Annotated in this window: 13 protein-coding genes; 9 read left to right on the forward strand and 4 right to left on the reverse strand. The window is 68.7% G+C overall.

Annotated features, from left to right (window positions below):
- Nucleotides 1-6: 6 nt before the first annotated feature.
- The gene (locus ACLIVD_RS02740; protein WP_005566991.1) at nucleotides 7-1,353 is read right to left on the reverse strand and encodes an ammonium transporter; all 1,347 of its coding nucleotides are present in this window, start codon (nucleotides 1,351-1,353) and stop codon (nucleotides 7-9) included.
- A 210-nt stretch (nucleotides 1,354-1,563) separates the two neighbouring features.
- Here ACLIVD_RS02740 and ACLIVD_RS02745 point away from each other — a divergent pair, with 210 nt between their 5' ends.
- The 4 genes from ACLIVD_RS02745 (at nucleotide 1,564) to ACLIVD_RS02760 (ending at nucleotide 7,279) form a co-directional block, all read left to right on the forward strand.
- Nucleotides 1,564-3,840: a DNA polymerase III subunit gamma and tau gene (locus ACLIVD_RS02745; RefSeq protein WP_283332733.1), complete on the forward strand. Its 2,277-nt coding sequence runs from the start codon at nucleotides 1,564-1,566 to the stop codon at nucleotides 3,838-3,840.
- Between the two features lie 81 nt (nucleotides 3,841-3,921).
- The gene (locus ACLIVD_RS02750; RefSeq protein WP_283332734.1) at nucleotides 3,922-4,623 is read left to right on the forward strand and encodes a hypothetical protein; all 702 of its coding nucleotides are present in this window, start codon (nucleotides 3,922-3,924) and stop codon (nucleotides 4,621-4,623) included.
- Nucleotides 4,624-4,667: 44 nt separating this feature from the next.
- Nucleotides 4,668-6,611, forward strand: coding sequence for a sensor histidine kinase (locus ACLIVD_RS02755; RefSeq protein ID WP_491931890.1), 1,944 nt, complete (start codon nucleotides 4,668-4,670; stop codon nucleotides 6,609-6,611).
- Nucleotides 6,608-7,279, forward strand: a complete 672-nt coding sequence (locus ACLIVD_RS02760) for a response regulator (protein WP_283332736.1) — start codon at nucleotides 6,608-6,610, stop codon at nucleotides 7,277-7,279. The genes ACLIVD_RS02755 and ACLIVD_RS02760 overlap by 4 nt, the downstream gene beginning before the upstream one ends.
- A gap of 10 nt (nucleotides 7,280-7,289) precedes the next feature.
- Here ACLIVD_RS02760 and ACLIVD_RS02765 read toward each other — a convergent pair whose 3' ends face one another.
- Nucleotides 7,290-8,939, reverse strand: coding sequence for an amidase (locus ACLIVD_RS02765; RefSeq protein WP_283332737.1), 1,650 nt, complete (start codon nucleotides 8,937-8,939; stop codon nucleotides 7,290-7,292).
- Between the two features lie 234 nt (nucleotides 8,940-9,173).
- Here ACLIVD_RS02765 and ACLIVD_RS02770 point away from each other — a divergent pair, with 234 nt between their 5' ends.
- The 3 genes from ACLIVD_RS02770 to ACLIVD_RS02780 all read left to right on the forward strand — a co-directional run bounded on the left by ACLIVD_RS02770 (nucleotide 9,174) and on the right by ACLIVD_RS02780 (nucleotide 13,751).
- A complete protein-coding gene (locus tag ACLIVD_RS02770; protein ID WP_005253367.1) occupies nucleotides 9,174-10,388 on the forward strand; it encodes an acetyl-CoA C-acetyltransferase in 1,215 nt (404 codons plus the stop codon).
- Nucleotides 10,389-10,417: 29 nt separating this feature from the next.
- Complete coding sequence (locus ACLIVD_RS02775) at nucleotides 10,418-12,556, forward strand: 3-hydroxyacyl-CoA dehydrogenase NAD-binding domain-containing protein (RefSeq protein ID WP_025431691.1); 2,139 nt, start codon at nucleotides 10,418-10,420, stop codon at nucleotides 12,554-12,556.
- A gap of 157 nt (nucleotides 12,557-12,713) precedes the next feature.
- Complete coding sequence (locus ACLIVD_RS02780; protein ID WP_280783000.1) at nucleotides 12,714-13,751, forward strand: type IV toxin-antitoxin system AbiEi family antitoxin domain-containing protein; 1,038 nt, start codon at nucleotides 12,714-12,716, stop codon at nucleotides 13,749-13,751.
- Between the two features lie 32 nt (nucleotides 13,752-13,783).
- On the opposite strand, the gene ACLIVD_RS02785 is transcribed toward ACLIVD_RS02780, so the two are convergent.
- Together ACLIVD_RS02785 and ACLIVD_RS02790 are read right to left on the reverse strand one after the other, a co-directional pair.
- Nucleotides 13,784-15,085, reverse strand: coding sequence for a class I SAM-dependent methyltransferase (locus tag ACLIVD_RS02785; RefSeq protein WP_280782999.1), 1,302 nt, complete (start codon nucleotides 15,083-15,085; stop codon nucleotides 13,784-13,786).
- The gene (locus tag ACLIVD_RS02790) at nucleotides 15,082-16,533 is read right to left on the reverse strand and encodes an FAD-binding oxidoreductase (RefSeq protein ID WP_491932840.1); all 1,452 of its coding nucleotides are present in this window, start codon (nucleotides 16,531-16,533) and stop codon (nucleotides 15,082-15,084) included. The genes ACLIVD_RS02785 and ACLIVD_RS02790 overlap by 4 nt, the downstream gene beginning before the upstream one ends.
- Before the next feature lie 248 nt (nucleotides 16,534-16,781).
- Between ACLIVD_RS02790 and ACLIVD_RS02795 the strand changes: the two genes are divergently transcribed.
- Nucleotides 16,782-17,216: an SRPBCC family protein gene (locus tag ACLIVD_RS02795; RefSeq protein ID WP_005248646.1), complete on the forward strand. Its 435-nt coding sequence runs from the start codon at nucleotides 16,782-16,784 to the stop codon at nucleotides 17,214-17,216.
- A 117-nt stretch (nucleotides 17,217-17,333) separates the two neighbouring features.
- The gene (locus ACLIVD_RS02800) at nucleotides 17,334-17,675 is read left to right on the forward strand and encodes a YbaB/EbfC family nucleoid-associated protein (RefSeq protein ID WP_009477269.1); all 342 of its coding nucleotides are present in this window, start codon (nucleotides 17,334-17,336) and stop codon (nucleotides 17,673-17,675) included.
- Nucleotides 17,676-17,677: the final 2 nt, after the last annotated feature.

Consider the following 17,677-nt stretch of genomic DNA (forward strand, 5'->3'; position numbering starts at 1 on the left):
CCGCCGCTACTCGGGATCCGACGGCTTCTGCTTCCGCTCGGCGTCCAGGTGCCGCCGGCGTTCGGCCTCGTGCATCCACGGGAAGACACTGTTGCCCTGACCGCCGCCGCCCGGACCGTGCCCGAGCACACCGTGTTCGTACGCCGATTCGGCGTGCAACGCGAGGTCGATGCCGGACGACTCGTCCTCCGCGCTCACCCGGAACCCGAAGATCCGGTCGATCAGTTTGCCCAGCGCGTACGTCACTCCGAACGCGTACAGGGCGACGACCACCACGGCCAGCAACTGCTTGCCGAGTTGCGCGAAACCGCCCCCGTAGAAGAGGCCTTCCGGTCCGTCGGTCATGACCTCGGTGGCCAGCAGTCCGATCAGGAGGGTGCCGACGATGCCGCCCATCAGGTGGACTCCCACGACGTCGAGCGAGTCGTCGTACCCGAGGCGGAACTTCCAGCCGACGGCGAACGAGCAGACCACACCGGCGACGGCGCCGACGACGAGCGCCCCGACCATGCTGACGGTGCCGCAGGACGGGGTGATCGCGACCAGACCCGCGACGACGCCGGACGCCGCACCGAACGTGGTGGGGTGACCGTCCCGCTTCTGCTCGACGAGGAGCCAGCCGAGCAGGCCCGTGCACCCGGCGACGAGGGTATTCAGGAAGATCGCGGCGGCGGTGCCGTCGGCGGCGAGCGCGGAGCCGGCGTTGAAACCGAACCAGCCGAACCACAGCAGGCCGACGCCCAGCAACACCAGCGGAAGGTTGTGGGGGCGCATCGACTCGGACCGGAAACCGAGACGCGGGCCCAGCACCAGCGCCAACGCCAGGCCCGACGCTCCGGACACGATCTCGACGACCAGTCCGCCCGCATAGTCGAGGGCGCCGAACTGCGCGATCCAGCCCTGCGGGTTCCACACCCAGTGCGCGACGGGTGCGTAGACGACGAGGGCCCAGACGGGCACGAAGATCATCCAGGCCGAGAACTTGGCCCGATCGGCGATCGCACCGCTGATCAGCGCGGCGGTGATGATCGCGAACGTCAGCTGGAACGTGGCGAACAGGATCTCGGGCACCTGCCCGTGGACGGTGGTCGGGTCGATGCCCACCATCCCCAGGTGCTCCAGCCCGCCGATCAGTCCGCCGCCGATGTCGTCGCCGAAGATGAGGGAGTATCCGGCCACCAGCCACGCGACCGTGACCAGCGCGATCGACACGAAGCTCATCATGATCATGTTCAGTACGCCGGTGGAACGGACCATTCCGCCGTAGAACAGGGCGAGCCCCGGCGTCATCAGAAGGACCAGCGCGGTACTGATCAGAAGCCAGGCGGTTGCTCCGGCGTCGATTGCAGGCACGACATTCTCCTCACACCCCGGGACGAAACCCGGCGCGGAAAGTCACGATGACCGTGAGCGGTTTCGACTGTGCTGCCGCTGCGTTGCGAACGTGTTACGCAATGCGGTCAGGTTCGGACTTCCGCCTGTGAGTAGCGCCCCGAGCGGTTGCTGAGCGGGTGCTTCGACCACCCGGCCCGGACTGTCGGGGACCGCCGGTAGTCTTTCCGCGTGGCCCTGTACCGGAAGTACCGACCCGCATCCTTCGCCGAGGTGGTGGGGCAGGAGCACGTCACCGAACCACTGAGCACCGCTCTCGACGCCGGACGGATCAACCACGCGTATCTGTTCTCCGGTCCCCGCGGCTGTGGCAAGACGTCGTCTGCCCGCATCCTGGCCCGATCGCTGAACTGCGTCGAGGGTCCCACCTCGACGCCGTGCGGCCAGTGCCCCTCGTGCGTGGCCCTCGGCCCCGGCGGATCGGGCAACCTCGACGTCACCGAACTCGACGCGGCCAGCCACGGTGGTGTCGACGACACCCGTGAGCTGCGCGACCGCGCGTTCTACGCGCCCGCCGAATCCCGGTACCGGGTGTTCATCGTGGACGAGGCCCACATGGTCACCACGGCCGGTTTCAACGCGCTCCTCAAGATCGTCGAGGAGCCGCCGGAGCACCTCATCTTCATCTTCGCCACCACCGAACCCGAAAAGGTGCTGCCGACCATCCGCTCGCGCACCCATCACTACCCGTTCCGGTTGCTCGCACCGGCGACGATGCGCGGGTTGCTGGAGAAGATCTGCCACCAGGAGAGTGTGCCGGTCGCGGACCCGGTGTATCCGCTGGTCATCCGCGCGGGTGGCGGTTCGCCGCGTGACTCGCTGAGCATCCTCGATCAGCTGCTCGCCGGCGCGGGCGACGAGGGTGTCACCTACCCGCGCGCTCTCGCGCTGCTCGGCGTCACCGACGTCGCGCTCATCGACGACGCCGTGGACGCGCTCGCCACCGGCGACGGTGCAGCGCTGTTCGGGACGGTCGACCGCGTGATGGACGCCGGGCACGATCCACGCCGGTTCGCCGTCGACCTGCTCGAGCGTCTGCGCGACCTCATCCTGATGCAGGCGGTGCCCGACGCCGCCGAACGTGGCCTGGTCGACGCGCCCGGCGACGTGCTCGAGCACATGCGCGCCCAGGTCCAGCGGATCGGTCCCGCCACGCTCACCCGCTACGCCGAGGTGATGCACGCGGGCCTCGGTGAGATGCGCGGCGCCACCGCCCCCCGCCTGCTGCTCGAGGTGATGTGCGCCCGGATGCTGCTGCCCTCGGCGTCCGATGCGGAGTCCGCCGTGCTGCAGCGACTCGAACGGGTCGAACGCGGACTTCCGCCCGCCGGGTCGGCGCCGGCCGTCGACGCGGCCGAGCGGCCCGCGGCGGCTCCTGCGCGTGCGCCGCAACAACCCGCCGAGCCGGAACCGGAACCGAAGTTCCAGCGACCGTCGATGCGCCAGGCCGCGGCGGCCACCGTGCCCCCGCCGCCCGAGCCGGAACCCGAACCGATGCCGCGGCCGGTTCCGGAGCCCGCGCCGACGCCCGTTCCCGAACCGGAGCCGCAGCCCGAACCGACCCCTGTCCCCGAACCGGAGCCGCAGCCCGAGCCGGCCCCTGTTCCCGCACCCGAGCCCGAGCCGACTCCCGCACCGGCGCCCGCTCCGGTCCCGGAACCCGAGCCGACCCCTGCGCCGGAACCGAATCCTGCGCCGGAACCGACTCCTGTGCCGGAGCCGACTCCCGAACCCGAGCCGGAGCCGCCGATCGCCCCCGAGGTGGAGGCGGCGCCCGCCGCATCCGCCGGCCCGGATGCTGCCGCGCTGCGGGAAGCCTGGAATTCGCTGCGCGAAAAGGTGAGTCAGCGGAACAAGATCCTGCCTGCCATGTTGTCGGCCGCGACGGTGCACGACGTTCAGGGCAACCGCCTGATCCTGGCGCACCCCGTCCCCAACCTGGGCGCTCGCATCGCGTCACCGCACAACGCCCAGGTGATCACCGAGGTGCTCGCCGAGATGTTCGGCGGCACCTGGGAAGTGGAGTACCAGGCCGGCGCTCCGACGGCGCCGCCGCCACCGGTCGCGAAGGCCGCCGCAGCGCCGACGAAACCGGCAGGCGCACCGCGGTTCTCCCGGCCCAGCCAGGAGCGGACCGCACAGCGCCCGCCGCAGCAGCAGTCCGACACGCAGCGCTCCGACTCGGGCCCGGGTGCGGGACAGGCACGTCCGTCGTCCGAACCGGACGACGACATCCCGCCGCCGGAGGCACCCGACTACCCGGACGATCCCGGGCCGATCGACTACGAGGCTTCGGCGACCACGCCGCCCGTCTCCACACCCGAGGACGAGGAAGAGATGTTCGCGGAGGCGGCGGAACCCGTCGACCCCACGACGCGCCGCGACCCGGAAGACGTGGCGTTCGAACTGCTCAAGGACATGCTCGGGGCAAAGAAGCTCGAGGGCTGACCCGAAGGGCCGTCGGCGGTCCCGCCACATCGGGACATCCGCCCCTGGTGCCCGGGACGCCGGGTGGCCGATTCTCGTCCCATGAGCACAGTGAACGTTCCAGACGGCGTGCAGAACGAGGTCCCGGCGACGGCACGACCGCGAAGTGGCAGCCGGTGGTGGGCCTACGTCGGGGTCCTCGCCGGCGTGGCCGGAATCGTCGGCATCCAGGCGAGCATGTCGATCGACGCCGTCTACGCGGAGGCGTCGGCCGGCGACGCGGTCGCCATCATGAACGGCCTCGCCGGACAGCGCACCGGGATCCTCGTCATGCACGTATCGATCATGACCACGGCGCTGCTGATCCTCGTCTTCGCCGCCGGGCTGTCCCAGCGGCTGCGGGCAGCGTTGCCCGCCGAGAGCATCCTGCCGTCGGTCGCGGCGTTCGGTCTGGTCCTGACGTCGGCGGCGTGCCTGCTGGGAACCGGCCTGACCACCGAGTTGGTGTTCGGTCTCGGTGACACGGACCAGTTGGTGCCGGCGTTCGCGGTGGTCGGCGGTCACTGGATGGGCACCATCCCGTGGCTGTGGGCGGGGGCGGGCGTCAGCGCGCTGGCGGTGGCCGTCGCACTGCTGCGCGGACAGGCGGGCCCGCAGTGGATCGGCTGGGTCAGCCTGGTCCTGGGCCTGGTGACGGCCGTCATCGGCGTCTCGCCGCTGCAGTACCTCGCCGGGTTCACCGGACCGCTGTGGGTGCTGGTGAGCGCGATCGGATTCGCTTTCGCCGACACCGTGCGCGAGTAGGGGCGATACTCGTTCGCATCATGGTGAAGCAGAAGGACACTCGAATGACCGAGGGGTCGGCGGGTACGGGCGGTGCGCCCGTACCTGCTGCTGTCATGGCGGTGTCCGCGTGGATTCTGGTCGTCCTCTCGGTGGTGGCGTTCGTCCGGGCCGATCCGGGCATCGATTCGAACCAACTGTTCTTCCTGGTGGACGTCGTCGGGGCGGCGGTCTACGGGACCGTGGCGGGCGTCGTCCTCGCGCGGCGGGTGCACCCGGTGCCGATCATCATGGGGCTCACCGCGATCGGCGTGGGTGTCGCCGCGCTGAGCTACAACTATTCGCAACTCGCGCTCGTGCGTCCCGGGTTGCCGTGGGTCGACGTGCTGTCGCCGCTGCAGAACACCGCGTGGATTCCGGGGACGCTCAGCCTGTTCCTGATCGTGCCGTGGCTGATCCGCGACCACCCGCTGGGCGTCGGCGCGAAACTCGGCGTCCTCGCGGGTATCGCCGCGACGGCCTGGTACTTCTGGTCCCGCACGTTCACGGACATCCCCGCGGTCTGGGTGATCGCGCCCGTTCTCGTCGTCGGCTCTGCGGCGGCCGCGGACTGCGGGTGGCGGTGGCGTCACGGCCCACCCGACGAGCGTGTCGGGCTCGGATGGATGTGCCTCGGCACGGCGCTGATGACCGCCGCGTACGTTCCGTTGGCGCTGCCCGCGTCACTGCCGGGTCTGTGGGTGCTCAACCCGTTGGCGCACTTGGCCGTTCAGGCGTTCTATCCGGTCGCGATCCTGGTGTGCATCCTGCGCCAGCGCATGTGGGGGCTGAACCTCGCCGTCAGCCGCGCGACGGTGGCCGGCACCCTCACCGTGCTGCTGCTGGTGCTCTACGTGGTGGTGGCCACGGCCGTGACGGCGCTGCTGCCCGAAGGCGATTCGGTGGGGGCGCAGGTGGTCGCGGCGGGTGTCGTCGCCGTCGCGGTGCAGCCGGTCCGGTTGTGGCTGCAGCGGCGGGTGCACCGCCTCGTCTACGGCGAGGGCGCGGATCCGGCGCGGGCCGTCCGGACCCTGGGCCGGCAGTTCGGCAGTGCCGAGACCCCGGAACAACTCCTGGAGGGTCTCGCTGCCGGGGTGGGCGTCGCGTTGCGGCTCGAATCCGTGTCCGTGCGTCGCGCCAACGGGGTTGCCGCGGTGTGGGGTTCGGCGACGGGGCACGCCGAGTCGGTGGAGTTGGCCCACCGCGGTGCGGTGCTGGGGACGATGGTCGTGACGGCGCCACCGGGGGAGTCGCTGGGGGCGCGCACCCGCCGGTCGCTCACCGAACTGTCGGCGGTGGTGACTGCCGGTCTCGTCGTGCTGCAGTCGGCGGAGAATCTGCAGGAGGCGCGGCGGCGGCTCGCGTCCGTGCGACTGGAGGAGCGGCAGATGATTCGCCGCGAACTGCACGACGGGCTGGGTCCGTCGCTGGCGGGTATCCGACTCGGTCTGCAGGGCGCCCGGAACCTGCTCGGCTCGGATCCCGCCGCCGCCGCGGAACTCATCGACGCGCTGCAGGAGCAACTCGACCATCAGGTGGAGGGCGTCCGGCAGCTGTCCCGCAGCATGTTCCCGCCGGTGCTCGACGAGCTCGGATTGGTCCCGGCGCTGCACGAACTGGCGGCCAACCAGTCGCGCAGCGGATTCCAGCTGCGAGTGCAGGCCGAACCGCCGCCGAGGCTGGGCGCGGAGATCAGCGCCGCGGCGTACGGGATCGTCGTCGAGGCCGTCACCAACGCGCGCAGGCACAGCGGCGCCGACGGCTGCCGGGTCGACGCCACGTTCGCTCGGGAGATGCTCACCGTCGTCATCCACGACGACGGGTGCGGGTTCGATCCGGCCGGGGGCGGCGGCGTCGGAACCCGGTCGATGCGCGAGCGGGCCCACGAACTTGGTGGCACGCTCCACATCGAATCCGCCCGTCCGACAGGCACGGTGGTCACGGCCCGGTTACCGTTGACCGCATCATGAGCGCCGCCACGGATTCCACCACCTCGTCCATCCGGGTCGCCGTCGTCGACGACCACCCCGTGTTCCGGCTGGGGATGGTCGCGTTGCTGTCGACGCTGGACGGCATGGAGGTGGCCGCGCAGGCCAGCTCCGTCGCGGAGGCGCTCGACGTCGTCGACGGCGACATCGACGTGGTGCTGATGGACCTCGAACTCGGGGACGGTTCGGGGGTGGACGCCACCCGGCGGCTCGTCGAGCGGCATCCCGCACTGCGGGTGCTCGTGGTGACCATGCACGAGGACGACGAGTCGCTGGTCGCGTCGGTGCGTGCCGGGGCTCGCGGCTACCTGGTGAAGGGGGCCGACCCGGGGGAGGTCGAACGGGCGGTCCGGGCGGTCGCCAACGGTGAGGTGATCCTCGGCGCCGCGGTCGCGGCCCGCGCGATGAGCTTCATGGCCGCCTCACGCAGGGTGGGCCCCACGGTGTTTCCCGAGCTGACCGACCGGGAGCGTGAAGTCCTCGACCTCGTTGCCCGCGGCTACGACAACGCGAGCATCTCGCGGCGGCTCGTGCTGAGCCCGAAGACCGTGCGCAACCACGTGTCGAACGTGCTGACCAAACTCGGTGTGCCCGACCGTCCCGCCGCGATCGTTCGGGCACGGGACGCGGGTCTCGGCCTCGACGCCTGACCTCGCGAGGTCACACTGCCGCGGTCGACGTCGTCGGCACGAACCGGATGCCCGGGCCCGTGTCGTCCGTGTTGGTCGCAGTCGGTCCGGCGCCGGGGGCCGCTACCCGCACCTCGGGGATCCGCCGCGGCGCCGGGCCGAGCGGCGGCGTGTCCCGCCACACCGGCTGCGCCTCCTGCAGTTCCAGGACGATGGAGATCAGCGACGCCTCGGACCACGGAAGACCGCCCAGTTGCACGCCGAACGGAATGCCGGTGGCCGCGGACCGGCCCACCGGGGTGCAGACGACCGGTGCCCCCGTGTAGTTGGCCCAGAAGTAGTTCTCCCGCGCACCGGCGAACACGCTCGAATCGGCGAGTGCGTCGCGCCGCACGCCGTCGGTGAGTGCGCCGGGACGCAGAATCGCATCCAGCCGGTGCTCGGCGAACATCCGGTTGTAGTCGTGCTGGAAGCGCAGCCGTGCGCGTTCGAGTGCGAAGTAGTCGGCTACGGGCAGGGCGAGGCTCGCCATCGCCGCGGTCGCGGCGAGCGCCGACTCCGGGCCGTATGCCGGGAGCCGGTCCGCGAACTGCTGGTGATACGAGCCGAACTCGGCATAGTCGCCGCTCAGCAACCCCTTCGGGACGTCGGGCTCGGTCACGTCGACGATCTGGCCGCCCAGTGCGCGGACGAGGTCGAGGAAGCCGGCGAACAGGGTCCCGATCGGGCCGGGCAGGTCGTCGGCGACACCCCGAGGCAACCCGAAACGCGTGCCGGACAGTGGGCGTGACCCGCCCGCGGCGGTCAGCGGGTAACCCTCCGCGGGAACGCCCGGACCCACCGACGTGCTGGGGTCGTCGACGTCGACGCCCGCCATGTGGCTCAGGAGCAGCGACGCGTCGGCGACACTGCGTCCCATCGGACCGGTGTGATCGCGCGTCCAGGTCAGCGGAATCACCCCGCTGGTGCTGCACCGGCCGAACGTCGGTTTGATCGACGTGATTCCGCACGCGCTCGCGGGAATGCGCAGCGACCCGCCGGTGTCGGTACCCGCCGCACAGGGCGCGAACCGTGCGGCGAGGGCGGCTGCGCTGCCACCGGACGAGCCGCCCGGCGAGTACTCGACGTTCCACGGGTTCCCCACCTGCGGTGTCGCCGTTCCGATGGCGAACTCGTGAGTGTGCGCGTGGCCCATCAGCACCATGCCCGCGTCGCGCAGCTGCCGCCACACCCCGGAATCGCCGGCGGCGATGTTGCCCTCGAGGACGCCGCTCGACGCCGTGACGGGCAGCCCGGCCACCGCGTACAGGTCCTTCAACGCGATCGGCAATCCGCACACCAGCGGCGCGGACCCTTCCTCGAGTCGCCGGGCGGCGGACTCCGCGGCCTCGTACGCCTGCTCGGGGTAGATACGGATCCACGCCCCGATGCCGCCGTCGTGCGCGGCGCTGCGCGACAGGCATGCGTCCAGAAGTTCGCGCGGATGCAGCGCCCGGGACTGCAACAGCGACGCGGCCTCGACCGCGCTGAGGAGAGCCGGATCGGACGCCGTGATCGCGGCAGGCGACGGCAGCCGACGAGCCGGATTCGCGGACGCCGCGGCACGCCCCAGCCCGACGACGGTCACCGCACCCGCGGTCGCGGCGCCGAACAGTTGCCGGCGGGACAGTCGGGTGGTCACAGCGTGTTCTCCTCCGCTCGGGTCGGGTCGAGCGCCGCGTCATTACAGCACGAAAGGCGGGCCGGGCAGGGCGCAGACCGGCCGATCGTGATCGCCTGGGTCACGATCCAGGATCGCTTCGGTCCTTCCTTCCGTTTTGCAACACGTTCTAAGGTGGACGTGCCGGGGTATGCCCCGTGCAGAGCGCCGTGTGCACGGTCGGCGTCGACGCAGATAAGGAAGGAACACTCCACAGTGACCACAGAGGCATTCATTTATGAAGCCATCCGCACCCCGCGTGGCCGCGGAAAGAAGACCGGTTCGCTGCACTCGGTCAAGCCGATCTCGCTGGTCACCGGCCTGATCGACGAGCTCCGCGCCCGCTTCCCGGACCTCGACGAGGATCGCATCTCGGACCTGATCCTCGGCGTCGTCACCCCGGTCGGCGACCAGGGCATGGACATCGCGCGCGTCGCGGTCAACGACGCCGGGCTGCCCGACACCGTCGGTGGCGTCCAGCTGAACCGGTTCTGCGCGTCCGGCCTCGAGGCCGTCAACACCGCCGCGCAGAAGGTCCGCTCCGGCTGGGACGAACTGGTCATCGCCGGCGGCGTCGAGTCGATGTCCCGCGTGCCGATGGGCTCCGACGGTGGACCGTGGGCGCTCGACCCGGCCACCAACTACGACAACTACTTCGTTCCCCAGGGTGTGGGCGCCGACCTGATCGCCACGATCGAGGGCTTCTCCCGCGAGGACGTCGACGCGTACGCCGTCCGCTCGCAGGACCTCGCCGCGAAGGCGTGGACCGGCGGCTACTTCGCCAAGTCCGTCGTCCCGGTCAAGGACATCAACGGCCTCACCGTCCTCGATCAGGACGAGCACATGCGTCCCGGCACCACGCTCGAGAACCTCGCGGGCCTCAACCCGTCGTTCGCCGGCGTCGGTGAGATGGGCGGCTTCGACGCCGTGTCGCTGCAGAAGTACCACTGGGTCGAGAAGATCAACCACGTCCACCACGGCGGCAACAGCTCCGGCATCGTCGACGGCGCCGCACTGGTCCTCGTCGGATCCGAGCAGGCGGGCAAGGACATGAGCCTGACCCCGCGCGCCCGCGTCGTCGCGACGGCCACCAGCGGTGCCGACTCCACGATCATGCTCACTGGCCCGACCCCGGCCTCGAAGAAGGTCCTCGCCGCCGCCGGTCTGACCGTCGACGACATCGACCTGTTCGAGATCAACGAGGCGTTCGCGTCCGTGGTGCTCAAGTTCCAGAAGGACCTGAACATCCCCGACGAGAAGCTCAACGTCAACGGCGGTGCCATCGCGATGGGACACCCGCTCGGAGCCACCGGCGCCATGATCACCGGCACCATGATCGACGAGCTCGAGCGCCGTAACGCCCGGTACGCCCTCATCACCCTATGCATCGGCGGCGGTATGGGCGTCGCCACCATCATCGAGCGCGTCTGACCGCCCGGACCATCAGGAGACTTGAAGCAGTGAGCGAGCAGAACATCATCAACTGGGAGCAGGACGCCGACGGCATCGTCGTGCTCACCATCGACGATCCCAACCAGGGCGCGAACACCATGAACGACGCCTACATCTCCTCGATGAAGGCGACCGTCGACCGCCTCGTCGACGAGAAGGACTCCATCACCGGTGTCGTCATCACGTCCGGCAAGAAGACGTTCTTCGCCGGCGGCGACCTGAAGAACATGATCAAGGTCGGCCCGGAGAACGCCGACGAGATCTACAGCCACAGCGTCGCGATCAAGTCGGACCTGCGCCGCCTCGAGACGCTCGGCAAGCCTGTCGTCGCCGCCATCAACGGTGCCGCGCTCGGTGGCGGACTCGAGATCGCCCTGGCCACGCATCACCGCGTCGCCGCGGACGTGAAGGGCGTCAAGATCGGCCTGCCCGAGGTCACCCTCGGCCTGCTGCCCGGTGGTGGCGGCGTCGTGCGCACCGTCCGCATGCTCGGCCTGCAGAACGCGCTCATGCAGGTGCTGCTCCAGGGTCAGCAGCGTGGACCGGTGCAGGCCAAGGAGGTCGGACTCGTCGACGAGGTCGTGTCCTCGGTCGAGGAGCTGGTCCCCGCCGCGAAGGCGTGGATCAAGGCCAACCCCGAGGGCGGCGTCCAGCCGTGGGACAAGAAGGGCTACCGGATCCCCGGCGGCACCCCGTCCACCCCGGCGTTCGCAGCCAACCTGCCCGCGTTCCCCGCGAACCTGCGCAAGCAGCTCAAGGGTGCTCCCATGCCGGCACCGCGCGCCATCATGGCCGCCGCCGTCGAGGGTTCGCAGGTCGACATCGACAACGCGCTCCTCATCGAGGCCCGCTACTTCACGTCGCTGGTCACCGGCCAGGTCGCGAAGAACATGATCCAGGCGTTCTTCTTCGACCTGCAGGCCATCAACTCCGGCGCCTCCCGCCCCGAGGGCATCGAGAAGACCCCGATCACCAAGGTCGGTGTGCTCGGTGCCGGAATGATGGGCGCGGGCATCGCCTACGTGTCCGCGAAGGCCGGCTTCGACGTCGTCCTCAAGGACGTCACCATCGAGGCCGCCAACAAGGGCAAGGCGTACTCCGAGGGCATCGAGGCCAAGGCCCTCTCGCGTGGCAAGACCACCGAGGAGAAGTCGAAGACGCTGCTCGACCGCATCACTCCGACCGCCGACCCCGCCGACTTCGCCGGTGTCGACTTCGTCATCGAGGCCGTGTTCGAGTCGCAGGACCTGAAGCACAAGGTGTTCCAGGAGATCGAGGACATCGTCGAGCCGACGGCACTGCTCGGCTCGAACACGTCGACCCTGCCGATCACCGGCCTGGCGACGGGTGTGAAGCGTCAAGAGGACTTCATCGGAATCCACTTCTTCTCCCCCGTCGACAAGATGCCGCTCGTCGAGATCATCCGCGGCGAGAAGACGTCCGACGAGGCCCTCGCGCGCGTCTTCGACTACGTCCAGGCCATCCGCAAGACGCCGATCGTCGTCAACGACTCGCGTGGCTTCTTCACCTCGCGCGTCATCGGCACGTTCATCAACGAGGCCATCGCCATGCTGGCGGAGGGCATCGAGCCCGCCACCATCGAGCAGGCAGGCATGCAGGCCGGCTACCCGGCGGCACCGCTGCAGCTGTCCGACGAGCTGAACCTCACGCTGATGCAGAAGATCCGCAAGGAAACCGCGGAAGCTGCGAAGGCCGAAGGCAAGGAACTGCCCGCCGATCCGGCAGGCGACGTCATCAACACGATGGTCGACAAGTTCGACCGCAAGGGCAAACTCGGCGGCGCCGGCTTCTACGACTACGCCGACGGCAAGCGCACCGGCCTGTGGTCCGGGCTGCGGGAGAACTTCGGTTCCAAGGAACTCGAGGTGCCGTTCCAGGACCTCATCGAGCGCATGCTGTTCATCGAGGCCATCGAGACGCAGAAGTGCTTCGACGAAGGTGTGCTCCTCACCACCGCCGACGCCAACATCGGCTCCATCATGGGTATCGGCTTCCCCGCCTGGACCGGCGGTGTGTCGCAGTACATCCAGGGCTACGAAGGCGGCCAGGCCGGCTTCGTCAAGCGTGCCGAAGAACTCGCCGCCAAGTACGGTGAGCGCTTCACCCCGCCGGCCTCGCTGAAGTAGCAGGCGGCTCCGCCGCCCGTGCGCCTTTTTGGTAGCTGCAACAACCAAAAAGGCGCACGGGGCGGGTTATCCACAACTTCGCGGTTATCCACAGGCAGCGTGGATAACCGCGTTTTTGTCGGCATCGGAGTCGGACGCGCATCGCACGATGCGCCGTATGACCGACATCGACCTCCACGACTTTCAGCGCCTCGTTGACACCCAGTTCGGGATCGTCACGCAATCCCAACTCGAGCCGTTCGGCTTCTCCAGAGGGAGGGTTCGCCATCTCCTCGACTCGGGGCAGTGGCGCCGTGTCCTCCAAGGCGTCTATGCCGTCACCAACGGCCCGTTGACCCGAAACATGATCCTGTCCGCCGCTCTCCTCTACGGCGGCGGCCATTCGATGCTCAGCCACATTACCGCGGCGGAGGAATGGGGGATGGTCCCTCGCCGCGACGGCGAACCGATCCACATCACCGTGCCGTACGGGAAATCGTCGCGGTGCCAGAGCTCGACGGGCATGCGTCCGTCGCGTAAGCCGGGCAATCCGATCGCTCCGTCCTCGCCGTTGCATCCGGGAGTTGTCGTGCACAGGTCGAGGGCCCACGATTACATCGCCGTCGACACGGATCCGCCTCGTACGGCGCGAGCCGACACTGCACTCGACCTCGCGATTGCCGAGCCCACGGCCCGTGACGCATACACCAGGCTCATCGCCCTCGTGACCAATGCCCGGATCCCCCTGCGCGACATCCGGCGACGCATGGAGGAGCGACGACCACGTCGGTATGGCAAGGCGCTCGTGGATGCGGTACGACTGCTCGCCGACGGCGTCCAGTCGGTGCTCGAGTACCGCTACGCCACCGACGTCGAGGATGCGCACGGGCTACCACGGGCGCGGCGCCAGTCACCCGTTGTCGTGGACGGGCGGACCCTCTTCGAGGACTGCGACTACTCCGACCACGGTGTGCCGCTCATCGTGCGACTCGACGGTCGCCGCGCGCATGCCATGGCGGAGGTCGCGTTCCGGGACCGCCGACGCGACAATGCCGCGGAACTGCAGGGACGGCCGCGACTCGTCTACGGGTTCGACGAGGTGACAAAGAATCCGTGTGCGGTGGCCCGCGAAGTCGAGACCGTCCTGGTGCGGGAGGGGTGGATCAGGCCCGGCGAGAGGCCCTGCCGGGCCTGTGCGCCTTTCTGGTTGCTCTAGCTACCAAAAAGGCGCACGGGCGGCGGAGCCGCCTACTTCCACCACGGACGCAGCGGGACGTGCGCCTCGCCCTTGGGGCCGAGCTTGACGGCGAGAACCTGGTGCAGCTGAACGACGTTGCGTTCGAAGCCCAGCCGCGACCCTGCCATGTAGAGGCCCCACACGCGTGCGGTGCCTTCGCCGACCTCGGCGACGCAGGCGTCCCAGTTGTCGACGAGGTTCTGGCACCATCCGGCGAGGGTGAGTGCGTAGTGTTCGCGCAGGTTCTCCTCGTGCCGCACCTCGAGTCCGACGTTCTGGATCTCGGTGATGATGCGTCCGGAGCCGGTGAGTTCGCCGTCGGGGAAGACGTACCGGTCGATGAATCCGCCTGCGCGCGCCTGACTCTGGTTGTCGGGCCGGGTGATGCAGTGGTTCAGCAGCCGGCCGCCCTCGCGGAGTTTGCTCTGCAGCAGCCCGAAGTAGGCGGGGTAGTTGCCGACACCGATGTGCTCGGTCAGGCCGATCGAGGAGATGGCGTCGAATCCGGTCTCGGGGACGTCGCGGTAGTCTGAGAACCGGACCTCGGCGAGGTCGGACAGTCCTTCTTCGGCGATGGCCTTTTGCGCCCATTCGGCCTGTTCGCGGGACAGGGTGGCGCCGATGACCTTGACGCCGCGGCGGGCGGCGTACCGGACCATCGATCCCCAGCCGCAGCCGATGTCGAGCAGTCGGTCGCCGGGCTGGAGGCCGAGCTTCTCGAAGACGAGGCGGTACTTGTTGTCCTGTGCTTCTTCGAGGGTCTGCTCGGTGTTCTCGTAGCAGGCGCAGGTGTAGGTCATGGACGGGCCGAGGACGTACTCGTAGAAGGTGTTCGAGACGTCGTAGTGGTGGTGGATGACCTCGGCGTCGCGGGACTTGGAGTGCCGCAACCCTTCCGCGACTCGACGCCACCGCGGGAGATGCTCCTGCGGGGGAGGGGCGATGGGGCGCAGCAGATCCCAGCCGAGCGAGCGCGTGATCGCGGCGAGCGTGAGCGCGGACGGACGACGGAAGTGCAGTTCGTCGCCCATGACGCGGAGGATCTCGTAGGGGTCACCGGGGTGGACGCCGCGGGCCTCGAGGTCGCCGGACACGTAGGCCCGCGCCATGCCGAGGTCGCCGGGGGCGGTCGCCAGGTAGGTGGTGCCCCGGGTCGTCTTGAGGTGGAGACCGTAGGGGGCGTCCTCCGGGCCGGCGGCGCTGCCGTCGTAGGCGGAGAACCGCAGCGGGAGCATGCCGTCGGACAGAGTTTCGAGAATCTCTGCGATGGTCAGCTTGTGATCTTGGGAGCGTGAAGCTTTCAGAGTTGTCATCGACGTTGCACCGCCTTGGAGAAAAGGTCCAGTAATCGTGATTTCGGGTCGTAGCGTTTTTTCAGTTCCGTGTATCGATCGCCGCCGTAGTAGAGGCGTTCGAAGTCTTCCCGTGAATAGTACGAATCGGAGTAGAGGGACTTGTGTCCGTCGAAGTCGCTGACCTTGTCTTCGATCAGCCGATTCGCCGCCCCCTCGGGTCGGCCCGGAACGATGGGCACCGACGACCAGAATCCGATGTTCACGTATGTGCGTTTCGGTTCGAGGGGGTACAGGGGCCAGGGGCGCTGCGAGGACGCGCCGGCGGGGGCGGGTTCCCGCAACCGCAACGGGCACAGCCACAGCGGTTCGATCGGGATATCGTCGAGGAACCAGCGGACGAAGTCCGCGGTGCGGTCGATGGGTACTTCGACGTCCTGCACGACGCGTTCGCGCGGCGGGTTGCCCTTGCGCTTCTCGAGGCGGTCGCCGATGTCGTACTTGTGGTCGAGGGCGATGAGCTTCCAGTAGAAGCTGCTGCGCAGGAGGTTCTTCGGCCACAGCCGGCGGATGGTGGGGTTCTGGGCGCCGAAGGCGCGTGAGCACCAGAACCAGTCGGTGTCCCAGCGCCACAGGTAGTCTCGGATGATGAGTTTGTCCGTTTTGGGGTGGTTCACGGAACTGTGCTGGATGGACCGGTAGAAGATGTTCTGTCCGGTGTAGTCGCTGACGGGGCCGCCCTCGTCAGTCTGGTGGCCCAGCGTCAGGTAACTCTCGGATGCGGTGAACACGACGCCGTCCAGGTAGTCGACGGGGATGTCGTCGTGGATGCGCTCGGTGACGATGCGATCCATCGCCGACTGCAGTTCGTCCAGGGAGTCGAAACGCAGATGTCGCAGTGCCACATACCGTTTGACGGGCTCGAGCTGAATGCGCAGTCGTGTGGAGTAGCCGAGGGTTCCGTAGGAGTTGGGGAACCCCCAGAACAGGTCGGAGTTCTCGCCTTCCGGTGTCGCGGTGACGATGTCGCCGCTGCCGGTCAGGACGTCGATCTCGAGGACCGATTCGTGGGGGAGCCCGTTGCGGAACGACGTGGACTCGATGCCGAGGCCGGTGACCGCGCCGCCGAGTGTGATGGTCTTCAGTTGTGGAACCACCAGCGGCGCCAGCCCGTACGGCAGGGTGGCGTCCACCAGGTCTTCGTACGTGCACATTCCGGCGACATCCGCGGTGCGGGCCTGCTCGTCCACCGAGATGACTCCGCCGAGACCGGAGACGTCGAGGCCGGGTGCGCTGGTCTGGGCCCGGGCCCGGAACAGGTTGGACGTCTTCTTCGCGAGACGCACGGTGGCGTCCGTGGGAATCGCGCGGTAGGACGCGAGAAGCCGTTCGACGCCGGCGCGGTGAGCGTCGATCCCGGTGACGGGCAGAGTGCGATGCGCACGGAAGGGGCGTCCACCCTCCCGCATGCTTTTCAGTAGTTCAACCGAAGAGGCAGCCACACCTTGACGCTATCCCTCTCCGCGGGTTCAGGCCACGCATATCGGCGCGGTCGAGCGAAGATTCACACAAATGTCTCATCAATGTGCGGGTCGTGACCACGTCGAAGTGAGCTACCTCACAATAGATTGCCACGTCATCGCCCGGACTCGCCGACGGAAGGCAGGATGAGAGGAGGAAGCAGTTTCGTACAAATCGTACAAGAGGAGTCAGAACAGTGGGCCAGGTCAGCGCGAGCAGTTCGATCACCGTCGCAGCCACACCGGAGAAGGCGCTCGCGGCTTTGACGGACTACGAGACGGTGCGTCCGCGCATCCTCTCGGAGCAGTACCTGGACTACCGCGTCCTCGAGGGTGGGCAGGGCGGCGGCACCGTCGCGCAGTGGACGTTGAAGGCCACCGAGAAGCGGTCCCGCGACATCAAGGCCACGGTCACCGTGGCGGGCAACACGATCACCGAGACGGACGCGAACTCGTCGCTCGTCACCACCTGGGTCGTCGCCCCGAGCGGCAGCGGTTCCACGGTCACCACCACCACCGAGTGGAAGGGCGCGGGCGGCATCGGGGGCTTCTTCGAGAAGACGTTCGCCCCGCTGGGTCTGAAGAAGATTCAGGGGCAGGTGCTGGCGAACCTCGAGCGCGAACTCGCCTGACGCGACGCCGGTTCGCTCCGGCGCCGTCGGCGTGAGTCCCACGACGGCGTCGGTGCCGGACCGCACCGACGGTCACGGTCTACTCTGGCAGGGGAAACAGCAGAAAGGACCACGTCAGTGCAACCAGGTGGACAACCCGACATGTCGGCGCTCCTCGCGCAGGCACAGCAGATGCAGCAGCAGCTGATGGCCGCCCAGCAGGAGATGGCCGAGGCCGAGGTCACCGGGCAGGCCGGTGGCGGACTCGTGACCGCGACGGTCAAGGGAACAGGTGAAGTGGTCGGTCTGAAGATCGATCCGAAGGTCGTCGATCCCGACGACGTGGAAACTCTGCAGGACCTCGTGATCGGTGCGATCGAGGACGCGTCGAACAAGGCGCAGGAGATCGCGGCGCAGAAGCTCGGTCCGCTCGCGGGCGGATTCGGTGGGGGAGGCCTGCCCGGTCTCCCCGGTTTCTAGAG

The organism is Rhodococcus sp. G6(2025) (assembly GCF_058628105.1).